General features: G+C 49.1%; 25 protein-coding genes. 21 read left to right on the top strand and 4 right to left on the bottom strand.

The genetic code is table 11. The features are described from left to right. Positions 1–107 precede the first annotated feature (107 nt). The gene (locus tag MKY42_RS26675) at positions 108–644 is read right to left on the bottom strand and encodes a GNAT family N-acetyltransferase (protein WP_090904452.1); all 537 of its coding nucleotides are present in this window, start codon (positions 642–644) and stop codon (positions 108–110) included. Positions 645–910: 266 nt separating this feature from the next. Between MKY42_RS26675 and MKY42_RS26670 the strand changes: the two genes are divergently transcribed. From MKY42_RS26670 to MKY42_RS26580, 19 genes are all read left to right on the top strand, one after another. Next, the gene (locus MKY42_RS26670) at positions 911–1,240 is read left to right on the top strand and encodes a hypothetical protein (protein ID WP_090904451.1); all 330 of its coding nucleotides are present in this window, start codon (positions 911–913) and stop codon (positions 1,238–1,240) included. 294 nt (positions 1,241–1,534) lie between these two features. Then, positions 1,535–2,374, top strand: coding sequence for a transporter substrate-binding domain-containing protein (locus MKY42_RS26665; protein WP_090904450.1), 840 nt, complete (start codon positions 1,535–1,537; stop codon positions 2,372–2,374). A 26-nt stretch (positions 2,375–2,400) separates the two neighbouring features. Further along, the gene (locus MKY42_RS26660; protein ID WP_090904449.1) at positions 2,401–3,144 is read left to right on the top strand and encodes an amino acid ABC transporter permease; all 744 of its coding nucleotides are present in this window, start codon (positions 2,401–2,403) and stop codon (positions 3,142–3,144) included. 4 nt (positions 3,145–3,148) lie between these two features. Beyond that, on the top strand, positions 3,149–3,859 hold the full coding sequence (locus MKY42_RS26655; protein ID WP_090904448.1) for an amino acid ABC transporter permease: 711 nt from the start codon (positions 3,149–3,151) through the stop codon (positions 3,857–3,859). Next, on the top strand, positions 3,856–4,608 hold the full coding sequence (locus MKY42_RS26650; protein ID WP_090904447.1) for an amino acid ABC transporter ATP-binding protein: 753 nt from the start codon (positions 3,856–3,858) through the stop codon (positions 4,606–4,608). The genes MKY42_RS26655 and MKY42_RS26650 overlap by 4 nt, the downstream gene beginning before the upstream one ends. Before the next feature lie 122 nt (positions 4,609–4,730). After that, positions 4,731–5,018, top strand: coding sequence for a nucleoside-diphosphate sugar epimerase (locus MKY42_RS26645; protein WP_090904446.1), 288 nt, complete (start codon positions 4,731–4,733; stop codon positions 5,016–5,018). Positions 5,019–5,041: 23 nt separating this feature from the next. Continuing rightward, complete coding sequence (locus MKY42_RS26640) at positions 5,042–5,380, top strand: restriction endonuclease subunit S (protein ID WP_090904578.1); 339 nt, start codon at positions 5,042–5,044, stop codon at positions 5,378–5,380. Then, entirely contained in the window at positions 5,377–5,676 is a 300-nt protein-coding gene (locus MKY42_RS26635) for a hypothetical protein (RefSeq protein WP_090904445.1), read from the top strand. Before MKY42_RS26640 ends, MKY42_RS26635 begins: the two co-directional genes overlap by 4 nt. A 1-nt stretch (position 5,677) precedes the next feature. Further along, on the top strand, positions 5,678–6,019 hold the full coding sequence (locus MKY42_RS26630) for a hypothetical protein (protein WP_090904444.1): 342 nt from the start codon (positions 5,678–5,680) through the stop codon (positions 6,017–6,019). Between the two features lie 22 nt (positions 6,020–6,041). Continuing rightward, the gene (locus MKY42_RS26625; RefSeq protein ID WP_143067090.1) at positions 6,042–6,221 is read left to right on the top strand and encodes a hypothetical protein; all 180 of its coding nucleotides are present in this window, start codon (positions 6,042–6,044) and stop codon (positions 6,219–6,221) included. A gap of 56 nt (positions 6,222–6,277) precedes the next feature. Next, positions 6,278–7,372: a glycosyltransferase gene (locus tag MKY42_RS26620; protein WP_256222475.1), complete on the top strand. Its 1,095-nt coding sequence runs from the start codon at positions 6,278–6,280 to the stop codon at positions 7,370–7,372. Between the two features lie 73 nt (positions 7,373–7,445). Then, positions 7,446–8,585 (top strand): glycosyltransferase, encoded by a 1,140-nt coding sequence (locus tag MKY42_RS26615; RefSeq protein ID WP_339845993.1) that lies wholly within the window; start codon positions 7,446–7,448, stop codon positions 8,583–8,585. A gap of 61 nt (positions 8,586–8,646) precedes the next feature. Then, positions 8,647–10,251, top strand: coding sequence for a glycosyltransferase family 4 protein (locus MKY42_RS26610; protein ID WP_090904443.1), 1,605 nt, complete (start codon positions 8,647–8,649; stop codon positions 10,249–10,251). A 14-nt stretch (positions 10,252–10,265) separates the two neighbouring features. After that, on the top strand, positions 10,266–11,357 hold the full coding sequence (wecB, locus tag MKY42_RS26605; protein WP_339853109.1) for a UDP-N-acetylglucosamine 2-epimerase (non-hydrolyzing): 1,092 nt from the start codon (positions 10,266–10,268) through the stop codon (positions 11,355–11,357). Then, positions 11,350–12,336 carry a polysaccharide biosynthesis protein gene (locus tag MKY42_RS26600; protein WP_090904442.1) on the top strand — a complete coding sequence of 329 codons (987 nt, stop codon included), beginning with the start codon at positions 11,350–11,352 and terminating at the stop codon, positions 12,334–12,336. The genes wecB and MKY42_RS26600 overlap by 8 nt, the downstream gene beginning before the upstream one ends. Next, a complete protein-coding gene (locus tag MKY42_RS26595; protein WP_090904441.1) occupies positions 12,333–13,160 on the top strand; it encodes an SDR family oxidoreductase in 828 nt (275 codons plus the stop codon). Before MKY42_RS26600 ends, MKY42_RS26595 begins: the two co-directional genes overlap by 4 nt. Continuing rightward, positions 13,142–14,083 (top strand): NAD(P)-dependent oxidoreductase, encoded by a 942-nt coding sequence (locus MKY42_RS26590; RefSeq protein ID WP_090904440.1) that lies wholly within the window; start codon positions 13,142–13,144, stop codon positions 14,081–14,083. The genes MKY42_RS26595 and MKY42_RS26590 overlap by 19 nt, the downstream gene beginning before the upstream one ends. Then, positions 14,080–14,796 carry a glycosyltransferase gene (locus MKY42_RS26585; RefSeq protein WP_090904439.1) on the top strand — a complete coding sequence of 239 codons (717 nt, stop codon included), beginning with the start codon at positions 14,080–14,082 and terminating at the stop codon, positions 14,794–14,796. The genes MKY42_RS26590 and MKY42_RS26585 overlap by 4 nt, the downstream gene beginning before the upstream one ends. A 231-nt stretch (positions 14,797–15,027) precedes the next feature. Beyond that, a complete protein-coding gene (locus MKY42_RS26580) occupies positions 15,028–15,744 on the top strand; it encodes a glycosyltransferase (protein ID WP_090904438.1) in 717 nt (238 codons plus the stop codon). 132 nt (positions 15,745–15,876) lie between these two features. On the opposite strand, the gene MKY42_RS26575 is transcribed toward MKY42_RS26580, so the two are convergent. Beyond that, a complete protein-coding gene (locus tag MKY42_RS26575) occupies positions 15,877–16,050 on the bottom strand; it encodes a hypothetical protein (RefSeq protein ID WP_177185891.1) in 174 nt (57 codons plus the stop codon). Further along, a complete protein-coding gene (locus tag MKY42_RS26570; RefSeq protein ID WP_339845981.1) occupies positions 16,047–17,285 on the bottom strand; it encodes a glycosyltransferase family 4 protein in 1,239 nt (412 codons plus the stop codon). Before MKY42_RS26570 ends, MKY42_RS26575 begins: the two co-directional genes overlap by 4 nt. 187 nt (positions 17,286–17,472) lie before the next feature. Between MKY42_RS26570 and MKY42_RS26565 the strand changes: the two genes are divergently transcribed. Both MKY42_RS26565 and MKY42_RS26560 read left to right on the top strand, forming a co-directional pair. Next, on the top strand, positions 17,473–17,820 hold the full coding sequence (locus tag MKY42_RS26565) for a hypothetical protein (protein ID WP_090904436.1): 348 nt from the start codon (positions 17,473–17,475) through the stop codon (positions 17,818–17,820). A gap of 262 nt (positions 17,821–18,082) precedes the next feature. Continuing rightward, on the top strand, positions 18,083–19,570 hold the full coding sequence (locus MKY42_RS26560) for a DHA2 family efflux MFS transporter permease subunit (RefSeq protein WP_090904435.1): 1,488 nt from the start codon (positions 18,083–18,085) through the stop codon (positions 19,568–19,570). Positions 19,571–19,636: 66 nt separating this feature from the next. On the opposite strand, the gene MKY42_RS26555 is transcribed toward MKY42_RS26560, so the two are convergent. Then, on the bottom strand, positions 19,637–20,710 hold the full coding sequence (locus MKY42_RS26555; protein WP_339845975.1) for a glycosyltransferase family 4 protein: 1,074 nt from the start codon (positions 20,708–20,710) through the stop codon (positions 19,637–19,639). Between the last annotated feature and the right edge of the window lie 237 nt (positions 20,711–20,947).

The raw sequence follows: 20,947 nt of genomic DNA, 5'->3' as shown, positions 1-20,947 counted from the left end.
CATTCAAAAACCCGCTCAAGGAATCTTTCCTCGGAGCGGGTTTTCATTTGCGCAGGCCGCATATATGGGATATCATGTATGTTTACGTTCATCCAGCCGATTTTTGTTCAGCCTGTTTGAACAGAAGGTGTCTTATAACGGGCAGGGTCCAGCGTTTTGATCATAAATACAATCTCTTCCTGCCGTTCAGGTGTCTGTACCGTTTTATGATGAAAAGGTTCATATCCCCGCCGTTCATACATGGGAGCAAGCCAGGGATGGCGAGTCGCTGTTGCCAGAAATACGGCAGGAGCATCAAGCTTTTGCAGAATGATATGTTGCTCTACCCAATCCAGTAGTTTGGAGCCGTAACCCTGGCTTTTATGGGCCGGACTTACCGCGAACCAGCGGATGAAAGGATAGGGGCTGATGGCTTTCCGCTGTTCATCTTCGGCTCGATCAAGGGTAACCGTGGCAATGATTTCTCCCCCTTTTTCAAGAATATAGCATTCATGCTGTACAATATTATTCTGGATGACTTCCAGTGTAGCGTGTCCGGCTGGAAAAGGAATGTTCAGGGCTCGAATTGTCTCATAGGCATCAACGGTAACAGCCTGCAATTGTTCGGCATCTTCAAGTGTAGCCAATCGGTATTGTTCGGTCATGATCGATCAATCCCTTCTATGAAAATTAACTATTCCAACCTGTTAAGTTGGTTTAAATATTTTGGTGTTATTTTATCATGAAATTCAGGGTTGGAATATAATTATCGAATCAGATCTGTCTATAAGTCCATCGAAAGCTTCTATATGTCAAAATGACAAAACTTTTTCCAATTTTACTCGTTTCAGGACTCGCCTAAACCATGCTCTATCCTGTAAAATAGAACTAACTGATTCCAGCCAAGAACTGAAATAAGGAGAGACGACTAATGAATACGAAATCTGATTTCGGTATATCGTTGCAAATCGACGACTATCTGGATCTTTTGCATTTTGCCATCCAAATCGAGGATCAGGAATGGCAGCAGTCCCTTATCCACCAGCTCAAAATATTTCAGCCGGAAGCGGAGCAGCGCACACCTGAAGAAGAATTATGGATGAGATTTGATTATATCAACAGCAAACTGACAGGTCTCTGCCACCAGATTCACGCGGCCCATTCAACGGATGAACGCAAGAAGTTTGAAGAACGAATCGGACTGTTGCAACTGCAGCGTATAGAAGTAGCTCGTAAAATTAAATGGGCTAGTCGCAGATAGATGCGTAATTGAATTTAATATGATCTATAATTGAAGAAGCGATCCCCAGCCCCGTCGGAGGATCGCTTCTTTTGGTTTACTTTTGGATCAGGGAACGGGTGAAGCATAGAGAAGTTCTATAACGTTATCAGGATGTCCTATTAGCATATATATTGCCTGGGCATGACATCCAGTGCTATTCTTTGTTCAACCTAATTCCGACTATACAAGTGTGAATGGTTAGTTAAATCAAAAATGAGGAATGGGAGTACACATCATATTGGCTGAAATGACAGCCTGTGGAGGAGATCGGGAATGGTTAATCACTGGGGGATTCAGAAATTTCGGACAGCATTGCTGTTCATTACTATGTTGGCGGTACTGGCGGGTTGCAGTTCAGGCAATGCATCGAATGAATCGAATTCCGCATCTGCGTCCGGTCAGGATAAAGTAAAGAAGATCATTGTGGGTACAGGCACTCAATTCCCTAATGTTTGCTTTATTGATGAGAATGGCAAGCTGACGGGCTACGATGTAGAGCTGATCCGCGAGATTGATAAACGATTGCCAGAATATGAATTTGAGTTCAGTACAATGGAATTCAAAAATCTGCTGCTCAGTCTTGAAACGAAGAAAATAGACCTGATCGCTCACCAGATGGAAGTGAATGAAGAGAGACAGGCCAAGTTCCTCTTTAATGACGAGGCATATAACATTTTTCCTAATAAAATCGTTGTAAGCGAGAAAAACCAGGATGTAAAATCCATCGAGGATCTGAAAGGTAAAAAACTGATTGTTGGCGCGACGAGTAATGCGGCTGTACTGGCTGAGAAATGGAATGCAGCGAACGGTAACGCCATTGACATTGTGTATTCCGGAGCAGGGGAAGATACGAATACCCAGATCAAAACAGGGCGGGTGGATGCAACCATCAGCACGCAGTTTGCCATCGATTATCAGAATAAAGTGGTGGATGCACAGTTGAAAACTGTCGGAGAAGCTCTCTCCAACTCCAAAGTGTATTTCATTCTGAACAAGGATGAGGAAGAGCTCAAAACTAAAGTGGATGAAGCGCTCAAATCAATCAAGGAAGATGGGACATTGAGCAAATTGAGCACAGAGTGGCTGGGAGCCGATTACACGGTTGAGGAATAGTTCGTTGAGAAAGGTGAGCGACAGTTATGGGTAAATCATTCGATCTGTCATTGGTTCTGGATTTCATCCCTGAACTGCTGCGATATTTGCATATTACACTGATTGTACTGGGTGGTTCCATTGTGCTCGGTCTGGTGGGCGGTGTGCTTCTGGCGGTTCCGAGGTTATACCGGATTCCGGTGCTGAGCCAGCTCGCTACCCTGTATGTCTCTTTCATGCGGGGCACACCGATTCTCATCAAGTTGTTTCTGGTCTATTACGGATTACCCGAACTGCTCAAGCCAATAGGAGTCGATCTATCCAGGACCGATCCGCTGGTATTCGTCATCGTGACTTATGCGCTAAGTGATGCAGCGTCCTTTGCCGAAATCTTTCGCGGAGCTGTGCGCAGTGTGGACAAGGGCCAGACGGAAGCAGCTTATGCTGCGGGCTTGACCACGTTTCAGTCTTTTCGGCGCATTGTGGTCCCGCAGGCACTCATTGTTGCTTTTCCGAATATGGCGAATACGTTGATTGGCTCGTTAAAGGATACGTCACTTGCTTTTTCGATTGGGGTCATGGACATGGTGGGCAGGGGCCAAACCCTGATCTCGGCTACATCGCATGCTCTTGAAGTGTATATCAGTCTGTCGGTTGTCTACTATGTTATCGTGCTTGTACTTGAAAAAGGGTTTGCTCTCGCAGAACGCAGACTCCAGCGTCACGAACGTAAGAAGGAAGTCCGCGGGCCAGCGGTAAGAGCTGAACGCCTGAAACGAATAGCGGGGTGAGCGCATGTCTATTGATTTCAACTTTATCTACACCTCTTTCTTCCAGATTCTAAAGGCATTGCCACTGACACTCGTCATTACGATTGTACCGTTGATCGCAGGCTTCGGCATTGGTCTGGCTACTGCTTTAATCCGAATCTATAAGGTTCCCTGGGTCTACCGGATCGCTGATTTCTATGTTTCGTTTTTTCGGGGGACACCGATGCTGATGCACTTGTTTCTAATCTATTACGGGATTCCGTTGATCATCGACAAGCTGGCTGCCAGGTACGGCTGGGCCTTTCAGTCTTCTTCCATCCCGATTCTGGTGTTCGTGCTCATTGCCTTCTCGTTGACTGCGGGATCTTATATGTCGGAGATTATTCGTTCCGGTATTCTTGCAGTGGATACCGGGCAGATGGAAGCTGCACATGCCGTGGGCATGAGTACCTCCCAGGCAATGAGACGCATTATTTTACCGCAGGCGGTGGGTGCGGTTCTGCCGAATCTGTGCAGCATGTTTGTTGGTTTCCTGCATGGATCAACACTTGCATTTACCGTATCACAGATGGATATTCTCGGGAAAGCGGACGTGGTGGCTTCGGTTAGTCTGAAATTTCTGGAGGCTTTCATTGCTGCCGCATTGATCTATTGGGGTCTGACGGTGATTGTCGAACGGATTACAGCTTTGCTGGAACGCAGAGTTGCCGTGTACAGCAAAGGAGGAGTGTCATGATATCACTGACGAATATACACAAATCTTTTGGTCAGCAGGAAGTGTTGAAAGGTATTGATCTGACTGTGGAGCAGGGGGATGTTGTTGCTATTCTTGGACCGAGCGGGTCCGGCAAAACGACATTGCTGCGCTGTGTGAATTTTCTTGAACGTGCCGATGAGGGCAAGGTACAGATCAGCGGATTAACCGTAGACTGTAAGTATGCCCGTAAACATGACATTGTGCAGTTGCGGCGAAAAACGGCGATGGTGTTCCAGCATTATAACCTGTTCAAACATAAAACAGTGCTGGATAACGTAACGGAAGGGTTAATCATCGCCCAGAAAATGTCCAAAGCCGATGCTCGTGAACGAGCCTTGCGTGTACTTGAACAAGTAGGTCTGTCCGCCAAAATCAATGAGTATCCCAGCATGCTGTCAGGTGGACAGCAGCAGCGGGTAGGCATTGCTCGGGCGCTGGCACTGAATCCAGAGGTCATTCTGTTCGATGAACCAACCTCGGCGCTTGATCCAGAACTTGTAGGTGAGGTGCTGTCGGTCATTCGATCGATTGCCCAGGAAGGCATCACCATGATTGTTGTCACCCATGAAATGGGTTTTGCCCGCGAGGTGGCGAATCGAGTTGTATTCATGGATGGGGGTTCCGTAGTGGAAGAAGGGACACCGGAGGACGTATTTGTGCGGCCCAAACAGGAACGTACTCGCCAATTCCTCAGCCGTTACTCATCCGATTGGAGTTACGTCATCTGACGATATTAGGCGCAAGCTGGAGTAACTGACGATCCCGGCCCGGCATATGCTGTAGCAGGCAAATGCTGATAGGCCGGGTTTTTCTATGGGTGAAGCAGGCCGTGACGGTAAGGAGGAGGACCATGCAGAGCAAAATCGATGAAATACTCACACATATTGCACATTCTCACCAGCAGGTTGCGCGTGTACTGGATGCCAAACGTCAAGTCGCTGTGCGCATGTCTGAAATCATCAATCATTTGCCGGATATTGAACCGGAGCTGGATGGCGTTGACGGTCTGCTGGATAGCTCGGGACAAATCAACAAAAGCATCATCTCCTATTTGGGAGGCTTGGCAGACCTGGAAGAAGCCGTAGCCGAAACGCTGACCCAGGTGATGCGGGAGATGGCGAGTCAAGAGGAAGAATAAGCCCGGAAGGCGGGTGAATGGACATGAGCAGAGAACAAAGTCTCATACTGATGCTGGATGCAGCCGCCAAGATGCAGTGGAATATTGCCCTCATTTTGGAGGCCAAGGCGATTGAAGCCGAGAAGGTAAGGAACTGGGCGTTAAATCATTTGAATGGTGAGGCTTTTCTGACGCATAGCGATCAGGTGGCAGAGCCTCTCAAAATGCATGATCAGCTGGTGGAAATACTGGAAGGATTGACCCGAATGGAAACCGGATTATGCAACAACCTGAAGGCTATCATGGTGCAGAACGATGGTGAAGAAGGCGGCATGGATGGTGGCATGTTTGGCGGTATGGATATGGGGGATCTCGGAAAATGAGTCTGTTGCGGCGTGAGCAGGAAGCGAAACTGTCCCTCATTGAGTCCATTGCACACAGTCAGCAGGCGCTCGCCCGCATTCTGGACAGTGTGGCCAGCGTGTCTGCCCACTCGGAAGTATCCGCCCGCAGTCTGGCTGAGAACATTCGTTTGCTGAGCCGTTATCAAGAAGAGATGTCACGGATGGTTACGGGGATTCCATTGGCCCGAATCCAGCATGGGGAGCCTGGTGTGCCATGGCTCAAAGATCCTGGATATGCAATACGCATAGTCCGGAATATACAGGAGGAATGTTGACATGTTAAAGAAGAAAAAAATACGTCTGAGAACCAAAAGAGCGCTGCTTGCTCGCGGGGCCCGTCTGCGTAAACTCCGTAAACTGCGTGCGCTCAAAGGCAAACGTGTACTGCACAAACGTACCCTCAAAGGACGCAGTGCGTGGCTTAAAAAAAAGAAACGTGCGGTACGACGGCACCGGAGTCTGAAGCCTGCACAACCGTTCGTCCCGGCTACCCCTACCGATCCGAACCCGGACAGCGCCTACAGCCAGGGGTACAACGAGGCGTACAACGAGGGATTCAACGCGGGTTTCGCCAAGGGATTCGAGGACGGACATCAATTGGCTTACAAAGCGCAATAGCAGAATAGGTGTACATTTTCGGATGACTATAGATGCATGTCCAGTGTACAACGATAACCCGGGGGGAAAGATCCCTCCGGGTTATTTGTATCACCGCAAAAGCGGACATGCCCGTGCAGGCGGATGTGGAGGGCAGACGCCAATTTTGCGCCTTGCAGGACACCCGTCCATGATGCATCTGACCCCGGGGCATATCCTTTAGAGGGAACACCAATCACGGGGAGAATCTGAAAGTGATATCTCCTGAAGGAAGACAGGGTGAAGGATGTGGCAAAACGACGACACCGACCGCCTACAGAAGCGGAGACGGCTTACCGTGGCGGGTATGCAGAAGGCCGCAGATTTGGCGGCTGTCAGGCAATGATGGAGCGAGTGCAGCTGTTTGAGCCGACCGTGCGGAATATGAAGGTGCTGTACATTCCGCAGGGATTCGATGCCATCGATGAAGGCGTCATTGGAGCCTTGCAGCAATCTGTTCGTGAATGTGTTGTCGGATCGCCGGCAAACATGCTGCAGGAAGCCAGCCAGCATAGGCCCGATCTGGTGCTGGTTATGAATGGACTACACGTATTTCCTCCCGATCATCTGGAACAGGTGAATGGCATAAAAGGGCTGGGAATTCGAACAGCAGTATGGTTTGTGGATGACCCGTATTTTACCGAAGATACGACAAGCATTTGCCAGCATTATGATGTTGTGTTCACACATGAGGAAGCGGCCGTGCCGTTCTATACTGCACATGGTGCGGGTCGGGTGATCTATATGCCGCTGGCAGTGAACCCGGGGATGTTTCAACCAAGGCGTACGGCACCGCAGCATCAGTATGACATTTGTTTTATCGGCACCGGATTCTGGAACCGAATTGCACTGTTCGACGAGCTGGCTCCTTTTCTGGCGGACAAAAAGGTATTCATTGCTGGCAGCCAGTGGAACCGTCTGAAACGCTATGACATTCTGGGCCGATTCATCCACGATGGCTGGATTGATCCGGGAGCGACAGTCGATTATTACAATGGCGCCAAAATCGTGATTAACGTTCACCGGACTTGCGAGAACGGGGAAGACAATCGCAATACGCATCACCTCCAAGGTCATTCCATTAATCCGCGGACGTATGAGATCAGCGCCTGTGGCACGATGCAGATTACGGATGCACGCCATGATCTGCCACGCTACTACCGGCCTGGATATGACATCGAGACCTTTACAACCGCGGCTGAACTTCAGCACAAAATCAAATATTATCTGCAACATGAAGAGGAGCGGCGAGCCCTAGCCTGGCGCGGGCTGCTCACCACGTTGAACCAGCATACATTCACCCGTCGTATCGCTCAGCTGCTGGAGCACGTGTAAGTCTCTTTCTGCAGGACAGCACCGTTTAGGCAGAGTTAGAGAACCCTATCCCAAAAATAAAAGGAGTGGCGGTATGTCTCTCAAACACCGTAAAACGAGAAAGTTTCATGCACCAGTGCTCAGTCTGGCTGACCAAGCACGCAAAAACGGGCAGCATGCCGGATATGATGCGGGCAAGGAAGAAGGGTATTTGCGCGGCCGTGCCAACTATATCGTCAATTGTGCACAGGAACCCTTGCCTTTCCGGCAGCTTCACGTACTTTATGTATCTTCGGGTAAAGGATTCCCATATTCCCCACTGGACGAAGCCGTCATGGCAACATTGCAGGGCATGGTTGCCCAGGTAACTCTTTCCGATCCGCGTCAGCCTGTATCCGAAATTGCACTGCAAACCCGCCCGGACCTGGTGCTTGTGCTGGATGGCATGGATATTCCGCTGGAACATCTGGATGCGATCCGCCAAGCAGGCATTCAGACGGCAATTTGGCTCACGGATGATCCGTACTATACGGATATGACACTGGAAAGAGTACACCATTTCGATCATGTATTTACATTGGAACTGAACTGTGTTGAATTGTATCGACAAAACGGCTGCCCTTCTGTTCACTACCTGCCCTTTGCTGCATTCACTAACCATTACTTCCCGATCACCACACCTTCTCCATTACACCGGGACGTCAGCTTTATCGGTTCGGCCTACTGGAACCGGGTGTACTTCTTCAATCCGATCATGGCACAGCTGATGTCACACAATACCGTATTTAATGGTATCTGGTGGGATCGCCTGCCCGACTATGCTGCTTACGGTGAGAAGATCGAATTGGGTCGCTGGATGAGTCCGCAGGAAACGAACGATGTCTATAACGGCACCAAAATTGTCATCAACCTGCACCGCTCCCACGAAGATGATTCCGTTAACAACAACCATGTCAAAATTCTACCAGCCTCCCCGAATCCAAGAACATTTGAAATTGCCGCTTCTACAACCCTTCAATTGACCGATGCACGGGATGACTTGGCACGTTTCTATAAACCAGGTGTAGAAATCGAGACCTACTCTTCCCCTCAGGAGCTGCTGGATAAGGTTGAATACTATCTCACTCATGAGAAAGAGCGCCGCGAGATTGCACTTCGAGGGCTGGAACGGACATTAAAGGATCACACGTATGGCAAAAGAATCAACGAAATGTTAAGCATTATATTCCCTTAATCCTGACCGGAAGGAGGTGTGCACAGAACCCTGCATATTCGTATTCAGGGTCCGTGCAGCCATGGCGACTAAACCCAAGCTCATGTTGTTTTCCCATGTGTGCAACACCCGCAGCATTACGGGAGCGGAGAAGCTGTTGCTTCATTTTATGAGAGAGATGGGTTCCATCTTCGATTGTGTACTCGTGGTTCCTCAGGAAGGAAAGCTTGCCGGACTTGCACGGAGGTTCGATATTCAGGTCAAAGTATGCTTCCTGCCGATGCTTCACGGTGTGTACACACCTTACCGGGGGATTGCAACAGATGCAGAACAGCTTCGCCATAATCCGGCATATCAGGACGTGGTCTCCCTCATCCGGGAGACTGCACCTGATCTGGTGTTGACGAATACCTGTGTTAATGTAATGCCTGCCGTAGCAGCGAAGTCATTGCAAATTCCGGTGATCTGGAAGATTACCGAAATTATTCAGTTGAATGAACATACCAACGAAGCTGTGCAGATGATTGGACGTTACTCCGACTGGATCATAGGCATATCCGAAAGTGCAGCAGCACCCTTCAAGCAAGCCGGCATGAGTGCCAAGTTGACCGTGATCTCCCCAACCTGGGACCCGGCCTTGCCGGACCCCGAACGATGGGTGCACTTGAGGGAACGCAAACGCAAAGAGATTGGTTTCAAGCCATCGCAGATCTGTATCGGTTACATCTCTTCCTTCATATATGATGCCAAAGGTCTAAAACCTTTTGTAGATATGGCTCTGCAATTGTGTGAAACCCATCCGCGCTGTCGCTTCTGGATTATTGGTACATCAGCGGACAAAAAGTACTATGACGAATGTGTATCCCGGGTGAAAAAATCCGGTTATTATCGAAGATTTACCTTTACGCCGTTTGAGGAAAACGTATCTCCGGCCTATACGGCCATGGATATGGTGATCATTCCGAGCATGGTCAAAGAAGGATTCGGCATGACTGCGCTGGAGGGGCTTTATTTCGCCAAACCGGTTATCGCTTTTGCCCAGGGCGGACTCGAGGAATTGCTGGAATCGGTAGGCAGTGGTGCTTTTTTGGCCCCGGCCGGGGATTCCCAGGCACTTGCTACTCTGGCAACAACCCTGCTGAATGATCCTGAACTGGCCTCAGACACCGGTTGGCGTAATCGGACAGAAGCGGAAAAGCTGTACGGCATTGAAACCTACAGGGCAAAGCTGCATACGATGGTGACACAGTGGTTGATGCGTTTTCCTGGATGGTTTCCGTACATTCAGCCTCCTAATGGTCCTGTGTACGCATGGGGTGAGGGCCGTTTGCGAACCGTGCTGATTCTGGAACCGGCTTCGGTTCGGGCACGATTGTTCCCATTGACTGTGATTCAGGCGCTGCCAATCTCGCCCTTGCCTCCGCTTGCCATAGGTCAGCCTGTTCATGAAGGAACAGAACATCGCTCAGGCCACAGAACGGGACGAAGTCGTTCCCCGCATTCAACCCACCGCAGCAGGGTTCGTAACCGAATGAAACAACGAGGAACGGGAATAGGCGGAAGGAAGCTGAAGGCAAGCAAAAAGAAGAAACAACGTGTGCGCGTGGGGCAACCAATTGTTCGCAAACGTACGCCTGGCAAAACCAAACGAAGCCGGGCACGCCGGAGATTATCCAATAGACGATGAAGGCAGGGATTACGATGAAGATCATGACGGTGCTGGGTACGCGACCTGAAATTATACGGCTCAGTCTGATCATTTCCAAGCTGGACCAGTACGCGTCCAAACATATTCTGGTACACACGGGACAGAACTTCACGGAAAGTCTCAGCGGTCTTTTCTTCAAGGAAATGGGCTTGCGGGCGCCGGACTACGTCCTTCAGGATGAAGCGGCCTCGTTAGGTCGACAGTTATCCTCGATGTTTACGCAAATGGAGGATTTATTAAATCAGGAGAAACCGGATAAAGTGCTGCTGCTCGGTGATACGAACAGTGCATTATGTGCTGTTCTGGCTGAACGGATGGGCATACCCGTCATTCATATGGAAGCAGGCAATCGATGCTTTGACCTGGATGTGCCCGAAGAGAAAAATCGCAGGGTTATCGACGCCATTTCCACGATTAACATGCCGTACACCGAACAGAGTAAGAAACATCTGGTTAATGAAGGGGTGCCCAGTCGCCGAATTGTGCTGACAGGCAACCCGATCTATGAAGTAATGCGTCACTACGACGCACAGGTGAATTCCAGCAAAATACTGAAGAAATTGAAGCTGAAGTCCGGGCAATATTTTTTGGTAACGGCCCATCGGGCGGAGAATGTGGATCATCCTCCTCATTTGCTGGAAATCATGAAAGGCTTGAACCGGGTTGCTGAAGAACATGCCATGCGAGTCATATGCAGCATTCACCCTCGAACGGCTATTCGAATCGCCGAGCATCTGCAACTGGAGATGCACCCGCTGGTGGAATTTCACGAACCATTCGGTTTTTTCGACTTCGTGATGCTGGAACGACATGCACGCTGTGCACTTACGGACAGTGGTACCGTACAGGAGGAGTGCTGCATCATGGGGGTGCCTACGGTAACCATGCGTCGCACGACAGAGCGACCGGAGACGGTGGATTGCGGCAGCAACGTGGTCTCAGGTTTGGATGCGGAGCGTATTGCGGGCTGTGTGAAAGTCATGATCGAAATGTCAAACGACTGGGATTGTCCACAAGGCTACAAAGCAACCGATGTATCCAGTAAAGTGGTCAAATTTCTGCTTGGAGGGAAATTGCATGTTTGAAAATAAGCGTATACTCGTGACTGGCGGTACGGGATCATGGGGTTATGAACTTGTGGCTCAACTGCTGCCCCAGCAGCCTAAGGAGATTATTGTTTACTCCCGGAATGAGTCCAGCCAGGTGGCAATGAGTCGTGAATTCGAGGACCCGCGTCTTCATTTTCGCATTGGTGATATTCGAGACAAGGATGCCTTAACCGTTGCATGTCAGCATGTGGATTATGTATTTCATCTCGCAGCGCTCAAGCATGTGCCGGTGTGTGAAGATCAACCGTATGAAGCTCTCAAAACCAATGTGATCGGCACACAGAATGTCATCGAGGCTGCGATTGAAAATCAGGTGGAAAAGGTCATATATATCTCAACCGACAAGGCTGCCAATCCATCCAACTTCTATGGCATGACGAAAGCGATTGGTGAGAAGTTGATCGTATATGCCAATTTGCTTCATAGCAATACGCGGTTTGTAACCGTACGTGGTGGGAATGTACTTGGAACAAACGGCAGTGTTGTACACTTATTCAAAAATCAGATTCGATCCAAAGGTCAAGTGTCCATCACGGATATGAAAATGACTCGATTCTTTCTCACGCTGAAAGATGCGATCACATTGCTGTTCAAAGCTTCGGTGGAAAGTGTCGGTGGTGAGATTTTTGTCATGACGATGCCAACGTGCAAAATCGTAGACCTGGCAGAAGTACTGATTGAGGATTCGGGTGTAGAGAATGTCTCCATTGTGGAGCGTGGCACTCGGCCTGGCGAGAAGATTCACGAGATTCTGATGAGTGAATTCGAGAGTATGACCACAGTGGTATACGATGAGCAATACTTGGTGATTTTGCCTACACTCGGCATACCGGGGTTGAAGGAGCATTATACGAACTGTCCTCCAGTATCCTTCAGCAGCTTCAGTTCCGAGCATCAGCTAATGAACAAACAGGAGATTCGTGACATTCTGAAACGTGGAGGATTTCTGTCATGAAGTTGATGATACTTGGGGGAAACGGAATGGCCGGCCATATTTTGGTCGACTATTTCCGCCGTCAAGGCGTTCACAGCGTCTTCTATACTACCCGGGATGTGTCTGATCCTAACGGTCTATTGCTGGATGTAAATGATTGCTTTATGGTCGACCGTCTGGTGGAGGCGGTGCACCCGGATGTCATCGTTAACGCGGTGGGTGTTTTGAACAGCTTTGCAGATGAAGACAAAATTACCGCTTATCATATTAATGGATTTCTGCCGCATCGTTTGCGGCGGGTCGCTGACACGATCGGTGCACGTTTGATTCACATCAGTACAGATTGTGTGTTTAGTGGGGACCGGGGGGCGTACCGGGAGGATGATGTTACCGATGGAACATCGGCCTATGCAATCACGAAAGCACTCGGTGAAGTCCATGATGCCGGGCATCTGACGATCCGTACGTCCATTATAGGACCCGAAATTCGGAAAGGCGGCATTGGTCTGATGCATTGGTTCATGTCCTGCACAGGTGAGGTTGGCGGGTATACACGCGTCTTCTGGAATGGAGTAACTACCCTTGAACTGGCCAAATGGGTAGATCATTATCTGGCATCGCCAGTCAGTGGTCTAATTCATCTGGCTCATCCGGTGCCTGTAAGCAAGCATGATCTGCTTGTGCTGTTCAAACAAACATGGAATAAACAGGATGTTGTTGTTGTACCTGATGATAGCGTTGTGCAGGATCGCACGTTAGTTTCCACACGTGAGGATGTGAAGACAGACCTTCCGGATTATTCTACGATGCTGAAGGAGCTGGCATTATGGATGGAGCAGAGCTAACAGGCAAAAAAGTACTGATCACAGGTGCTTCTGGCTTCACTGGACGGCATGCGGTTGCTTATTTCAAGACAGTCGGTGCGGCGGTTGCAGCAGTGGTCAGGCGGGCAGGTATACATTCGTTTGGCGATGGCGTGGCTGTACATGTCTGTGATCTTAATGATAAACAGCAAGTCCGTCATCTGATTGAAGAGGTGAAACCGGATTATGTGCTGCATCTTGCAGGCAAAAATTCCGTGCCTGATTCGTGGTCCGATCCGCTGCTGGTGCTTGAAACCAATGTGATGGCTGTTCTGTATTTGCTGGATGCATTAAGAAGCTGTCCGGCGGCACGGACCGTTATTGTGGGTTCCCGATTAAAGTATACTCCCGAACCCGGTCGGCCACCGCAGCCTCCGCACCCCTATAGTCTCAGCAAAGCATTAGAGGAAATGGTATCTCTATCGTGGATGTCTCTGTTTGGACAGCAGATTATGCTGGCCGAGCCGGGAAATCTGATCGGGGCTGGCCCTTCAACGGGCATATGTTCGCTGCTGGCACGTCATATTGTTGCTTGTGAACATCAGGGGAAGACGGAGGCCTTTCGTCTATCCGGCCGGGATAATACCCGTGATTTTCTAGATGTGCGGGACGCAGTCCGGGCCTATGCAACCTTGCTTGTTCAAGGCACAACGGGAAACGTATATCCGGTTGTATCGGGCACGGAGCGCAGTCTCGGAGAAATTGCGGATACGCTGCTAACCATGACCGAAGCGGAGGTGCCGGTACGCTGGGACGGAGCTTCTTCCGGTCCGGACGGGGCTAGAAATCAGGAGGAGTTATCGGCACTGCGCAAGTTGGGCTGGCAGCCGCTGATTCCATTTACCCAATCTCTTCGAGATATTCTGAGCGATGTTCGTACTCAGCAGGGGAGGGCGACTACATGAATCCGAGCGTGTCCATTGTCATTCCGTTTTACAATGATCCCTATGTACCTCAAGCGATCCAGAGTGCACTGAACCAGACATATACCGATGTGGAGATCATTATCGTCAATGATGGATCTACCCGGTATGAAGAGCTGCTTAAGCCTTATCGTCCCTACATTTATGTTCTTGGCAAAAGTAATGGCGGCACAGCTTCGGCTCTGAATCATGGCATCCGTCATGCCTCCGGGGACTACATCGCCTGGCTGAGTTCAGATGACCTCTTATATCCGGATAAGATTCGTCATCAGGTTGAATTTATGCAACGGGAGAATGTGCTTATCTCACATACCAACTTTAATTACATTAATGAGCACTCAGCGGTGACCAAGTTAAACGGGGGAGCAGAACCGATGGCCGAACCGGATTGGCTGCGCCTCTTCGTATACGGCAATCCGGTGAACGGCTGTACTGTGATGATTCGCAAGGATCTCTTTAGTGGAGTGGGCTTGTTTAATGAACTGTTGCCTTATACGCATGATTTGGATCTATGGATGCGTATTCTGCTGAACGGTCACCGTTTTCCATATCTGAACGAATCGCTTACGGCATATCGACGGCATGGGGGAATGGGCACGTTACGCCATTCGGATGCCATCGGCCGGGAGGCCTCCATGGTATGGTCCAGATATCGGGAGCCCTTGTTGCAGCGGATCGCTGCCATGGGAGGGTAAAGAACTTTGGTGGGGGTTATGGAGGCCGCGAGCTGGCCGAATAACGCCCTCTTTATTTATAAGCATTTCGATCTAGATCTTACTGATTGAAAGCCGCTCTTTGGATTGATGCAAAATACTCCATGTGCGTAATTTATACGTCGCTATGCAGCAGATGCCTGATACCTCAAGAAGCAATCCTCATATAATAGGGAGAATGGTATTATTCACGCGGAGAAAGGGGAGGACCGGATGGAGCCGAAAGTATCAATTGTCATTCCTTTTTATAATTGCGCGTACATTGATCAGGCTGTGCACAGCGCCATTCACCAGACGTATCCGCATATTGAGGTCATTGTGGTGGATGATGGCTCTAAGAAGCATGTGGAGCGGCTTCAACCATTCATGGATCGCATTCGCTATATTCGAAAAAAGAATGGTGGAACGGCAACCGCGTTAAACGAGGGAATCAAGCGAGCGACAGGTGATTACTTTGTCTGGCTCAGCTCCGATGATGTGATGTTGCTGGACCGGGTAGAGAAACAACTGAAGTTCATGCTTGACGTTAAGGCTTCGTTCTGTCACGGGGCTTATCATTATGTAGATGCGAACAGCGAATGGATGGACACGGTGAGACCAGAAGTAGGGAGTCGTCTGGAGATGCTTCAGGTGCTGACCGAAGGCTGCCCAATAAATGGTTGCACCGTGATGCTTGAGATGGATGCATTTCGAAAGTTCGGCATGTTTGACACCGAATTTCGCTACACGCATGACTATGAGATGTGGCTTCGTCTTTTTCCACTCTATGAGTTGTTCTATTACGATGAGCCTCTGATGTGTTATCGGGTTCATGAATCGATGGGAACCAAGAAACACTTCAAAGCTTTGAAAGCTGAGATGGAACTTGTCCAGGCTAAGCATCGGCCCATATTGCTCAATCTGCTGCAGGTTGGTGGTTACTGGAAGTAGAGGCTAGAAGTCTTGGAAGCGCGAATGATAGACAATGAACCGCCGCAAAAAAGAGGGTATTCGGTTGCCGTTAAGGGAGTGCGGCACGAACGAATATCCTCTTGTTTATTTTGTTTGTTAAGTTAATTGACTCTAATTTTTCTCAGATGTGAGAACGTGCATGGTTGCCGGATCAGGGAAAACATACCCTTTGGGCAGCTTCCTCATTAATTCGTTCATTACAGCGTAATCCACCTCGATATGCGTTGTAGACACAGGGGTGGAGAACCAACGATTATACAAATCACTGGGGACAAGTAATGTCATATTCTCTGACCTCCCAACTGAATGGCTTCCTGGTAGACATGCAGTGTACGCAATCCCATCTCTTCCAGCGAACGATGTTGCTCAGCCCAAGCTTTGGCTGCTGCGCCTACCTTTGTACGGGTGGCTTTATCTTGCAAAAGAGCATTTAACAATGCGCCAAGTGATTCTGCATCCTGTGGTGGCACGACCCAGCCGGTATGTTCAGGCTGGACCATCTCGGGCATACCTGCCGTACCGCTTACAATGACAGGCAGTCCGGCAAGTTGCGCCTCTGTGACGGAGAAGGGCTGCGTATCCTGTAAGCTGGGCTGTACATAAATGTCGGCATGGCGCAGGAACGAAGGTATGTTCGCCAGTTTGCCCCAGAATACGATATCAGAATCTATACCTGCCTTCATGGCCTGCACATACAATTCATTTTTTAGATTCCCTTCACCAGCAATCCAACAGACCCAATCCGAACGGATTTTCTTCAGACTGGAGAGCGCGTTAATCAATACGTGTACTCCCTTGATATACTCTAGCCTTCCTGTATAAGCAATTACTTTTTTGCCTGCTGGCTTTCGCTGACGAAACTTGACCGCTGCTTGAGCGCGGTAGGCTGGCAGATAAATAGCATACGGAATCAAGCGGAATTTCCACTCAGGAACATGGAGTTCGGTCAGTGTGCTTTTAATCCAATGGCTGGAAACCAAGATGAGCTCCGATTGTGCAGCGCTACGCTCTTCCAAAGAGGTGAAGTAACGACCGCGTGTGGATTGTAAATAAGCAGTTAGAGTAAGTTGCGGGTCAGTGTTTTGAGCATCATAGAAAGTTTCGCGCGCAAGTGCTCCGTGGTAACTGGTTACCATTGGTGTGTTGCGGTTTAAAATACGTCTCATCGCGACGGCTGCTACCGGATCTTGCGCATGGATGACATCGTAATGGTCAACGCCCAGATAGGCGGCTCCCATTTCAAAGGCATACCTGTTCAATTCATAATAAGCCACGAGAGAATCGGCAGTGAACTGGGGCAAATCTGTCGGATTAAGTTTGGCTTGAAGCATGGGCCATACCTTATCTTTGGAGAAAGAACGATTGAGATTGCGAATGTACACTTCATTTTTGGCTCCGTTGGTGCCCATAATATCCACCTCTACGCCAAGAGCCATTAGCCTGTCAGCCAGCTGTTTCACATATGTCCATATTCCACCCATCTGTGTAAGCTCCCAATAGGTCACGAGCAGAACTCTCATAGTTACCTCCTTGTCACGGCCTGCACAGGCCGATCTTCTATCCTGTTAGTCTATGAAAAAAGGCAGACGAAAGGGTGGGCATTTCCGTGGAATTGATTAAAATGGGTGATTGCAAATAGCAATGGACGAGAGCAGGCATACCATATCTAGAGTAAGGTTCAACACTGCTCTACAGGAGGGATATACCGTGGCCGCATATGTGCTGGAGATTCACGAAAAGCTGCTGCAAACCGTTGTTCCGGTGAGATATATGGACATTGAATTGGCATTTGTGGGGAATGACGATGTGGATATATTTGTCGGGGGAATCAGTCACACGCGAGGGGAGCTGTATCGCTATTTTTGTCGGATTGGGGCGGATACGGGAAATCACATTATTCATAATCTCACGGTCTCATCCGATCCGTGCGAACTGCGCATCATTAGCAACAGTTCTGCACCCAATCATCTGATTATTCGCATGTACTGCAGAAGTGACCAAGGCCAGACTCTGGGTATACTTTCGGAGCATCAGATGATCAAATTGGCAGATTAAAAAGGATCACCATAATGAGGAGCGATTAACCAAAAAGTGGAGCAGGAGAAGACCTGGTCCATTTTTTGTCTTACATACGTGATCTGTTTTCCAACAAAAAAATAGCTTGACAGCAAAGGTATTTTCATTAGAATTAACCTATGCTCAAACAAGAGTTTAAAACGACGGTTTAAAACAAAAGTTTGAAACGTCGTGAATATAAGGCCGCTGGAGAGGCGGATATATAGATAGTGCCTCCAGGCCGGAAAAGAGAGTGGAGAGAGTGAAACAACAAACAGCAGTGCCTCAGAACCCGGCGGAGTTTTCGATTAAAACGATTATTCTGCCGCTACTGGCTATTATCGTCGGGATGATTATGGTCATCTTGGACAGCACGGTGGTCAACGTGGCGATTCCGAATCTGGTTCAATATTTTGAGACCGATCTGAAGACCATTCAATGGACGGTTACAGGATACACGTTGGCTTTGTCAGCCGTTATTCCGCTGGCGGGATGGTTGACCGACCGATTCGGTGCCAAAAGAGTATTTCTGTTCACGATCGCGATGTTTACTCTGGGTTCAGTATTATGTTCGATCGCGCAATCTCCTGAACAATTGATTATTTACCGTATCATCCAGGGACTTGGCGGAGGCATGGTTGCTCCGATTGGTATGGCGATGGTATTCCGTCTGGCTCCTCCTGAAAGAAGAGGTTCTATCATGGGTATGCTCGGGATTCCCATGCTGTTGGCCCCTGCGCTGGGTCCGGTATTATCGGGTTGGTTCATTGAATCACTCAGCTGGCACTGGATCTTCCTGATCAATCTGCCGATTGGTATTGCCGCGTTTATTCTATGTATCAAATTCCTGCCGGATACGGATCGTGGACGCACGCCTGCACTTGATCTGCTCGGTATGATTCTGGCACCAATCGCATTCTCGATGCTCGCATACGGTGTAAGTGAAGGCGGAACAAGCTGGACGTCTGCAACAACACTGACAGGTGTGATTGTCGGAGGCGTGGCGCTGATCCTGTTCATTATCGTTGAGCTTCGTCACAAGAATCCGCTGTTGGAACTTCGGGTGTTCAAATCCTCTGATTTCACACGGGGTATTATTCTGGCATGGGTATCACAAGTCGCTTTGTTCGGGGCGATGATTTTGATCCCACTTTATCTGCAACAAATTAAAGGCTACACTGCACTGGAAACAGGACTCATTTTGCTCCCGCAGGCGCTGGCTTCGGGTGTGGGTATGCCACTTGGTGGACGATTATTTGATAAAATCGGTGCAAGACCGCTGGCTTTCGTGGGTCTGGGTATCATCTCGGGTGCCTTGTTTATTCTGTCTTCGATTACCGCGGAAACGGGTCTTGGTCTGATCATTCTCAGTCTGGTCATGATGGGATTGGGTATGGGCTTTTCCATGATGCCACTCAATACGCATGTACTGAATGCTGCTCCACGTAAGCTGGTAGGTCGGGTTACCCCGCTTACTGCTGCTGCACAGCAAGTGGTTGTATCCTTTGCAGTTGCCGGCTTGACCGGATTCCTGACCTCCCATATTGCAAGCAATACAGCTGGAGCAACTGATGCAGCAGGTATGGTGAATGGATTAGTGGCTGGTTTTAACGACACCTTCTTCCTGGCAGCGTGCATTGCCTTGTTTGGATGTCTGCTCAGTCTGATCCTGCGTAAACCCAAACGGATGGAGGAAGAGTCCCTTCAAACAGGGGATCAGCCTGATCCTGCAATGATGATGGGACACTGATTCTAATAAGCTGATTTCATGTTTAGGCAGTTCAGAGCATCTTTCTGAACTGCCTTTTTGTTTTATTTAAAAGAAAATGCTCAAGGCTGTCATCATTTCCCGAAATGAAGCAGCGTATCGGTCAGGGGAGAAGGAGACGGCCATATGCTGTCTGCCCTGAATGCGAATATATTCCCGCAGCTTTTTGTTGCGCATAAGGTCTACCGCTTCTGATACAGCGGTATTCACTTTGCCAATCGGATAGAATTTCCCCGTCTGGTTATGTGTAATAAAGGACCTTACGCCATCCGAATCGGTACTGAGTACCGGGCAGCCGCAGCTGATGGCTTCAGCAACGGCGTATCCAAACCCTTCAAGCAGCGAAGTCGACAGCATGATTCCTCCGGAAGCAGCCACCATGGAGTAGAATGTAGGCATCTGGGAATGAGGAACATTGATAAAGATACCAATCCGATCTTCAAGCCCGTACTCCGCAAGCATGTGTCGAAACATGACCTCGTCCTCCGGATTGGCCAAGGTGGGATCGTGGAACAACCATAGTCTGGCTTTCGGAATTTTTTTAATGATTTTCCTGGATATCGTCAAATATTCCCGCCAGTTTTTGTTGTGTTCGAGCCTTCCCACCCATGCAAGTACCGGATACGGAGGGGTATCCACCGAAACTGGGGCAAAGGTATTGGTATCCAGCATATTGGGAATGACAAACCGGTGAAGCCATGGACACATATGGATGAACAGCTCCAGTAAATGATCCGTTGGAGGGATGACCGCTGCATCACAGTGGGCTTGCAGATAAGGTACTCCCATCTGGATGGTTTCCAGAGCCTGTTCACGCGTCCCAAGCCCCTGTGCTTCATAGATAATGCGTCCTTTATACCCGAGGGCTCTTAATCTGCCCGGCATGGCAATATCGGAGGTAACAATAATGGCATCATAACGATGATGATGAATCAAACTGTGAATTTCCTCATCACTGGAAGTGGTGAAGACCGGCGTGCTGGTATTGTTCTGCATTCCCGAGCCAGGGTTCAGATACAATACATGCGCTTCGATGCCATGGCGTTGCAGAACGGCTGTACGCAATCGGTTTAACGTATCTACACCGCCGCTTGGAACAAAAAATGTGAATAGTACTTTCACACGGTTCACCCTCTGACTTTTGTGCAGGTGCTTATGCTCCTGTATTCTAAGGTACGTTGCCCCAGAGTCCAGGGTGTGGGTGAATGAAGTGTTGTTCACATTTTAGACACATATTTTTAAGCTTTCTTTTAAGTGACCTTAAGCTGCATTTAGGCTACAGCACGTAAGATACAAGGAACTTCCCGTGTTGACCATCAGAAGAAAGCGATGATGGCACACGGGTATTTTAACGGGAAA

This window comes from Paenibacillus sp. FSL W7-1088, from assembly GCF_037969855.1.
Lineage (GTDB): Bacteria > Bacillota > Bacilli > Paenibacillales > Paenibacillaceae > Paenibacillus.
Note: the sequence above shows the minus strand (reverse complement) of the source record. Positions and strands in the feature narration are given on the sequence as shown.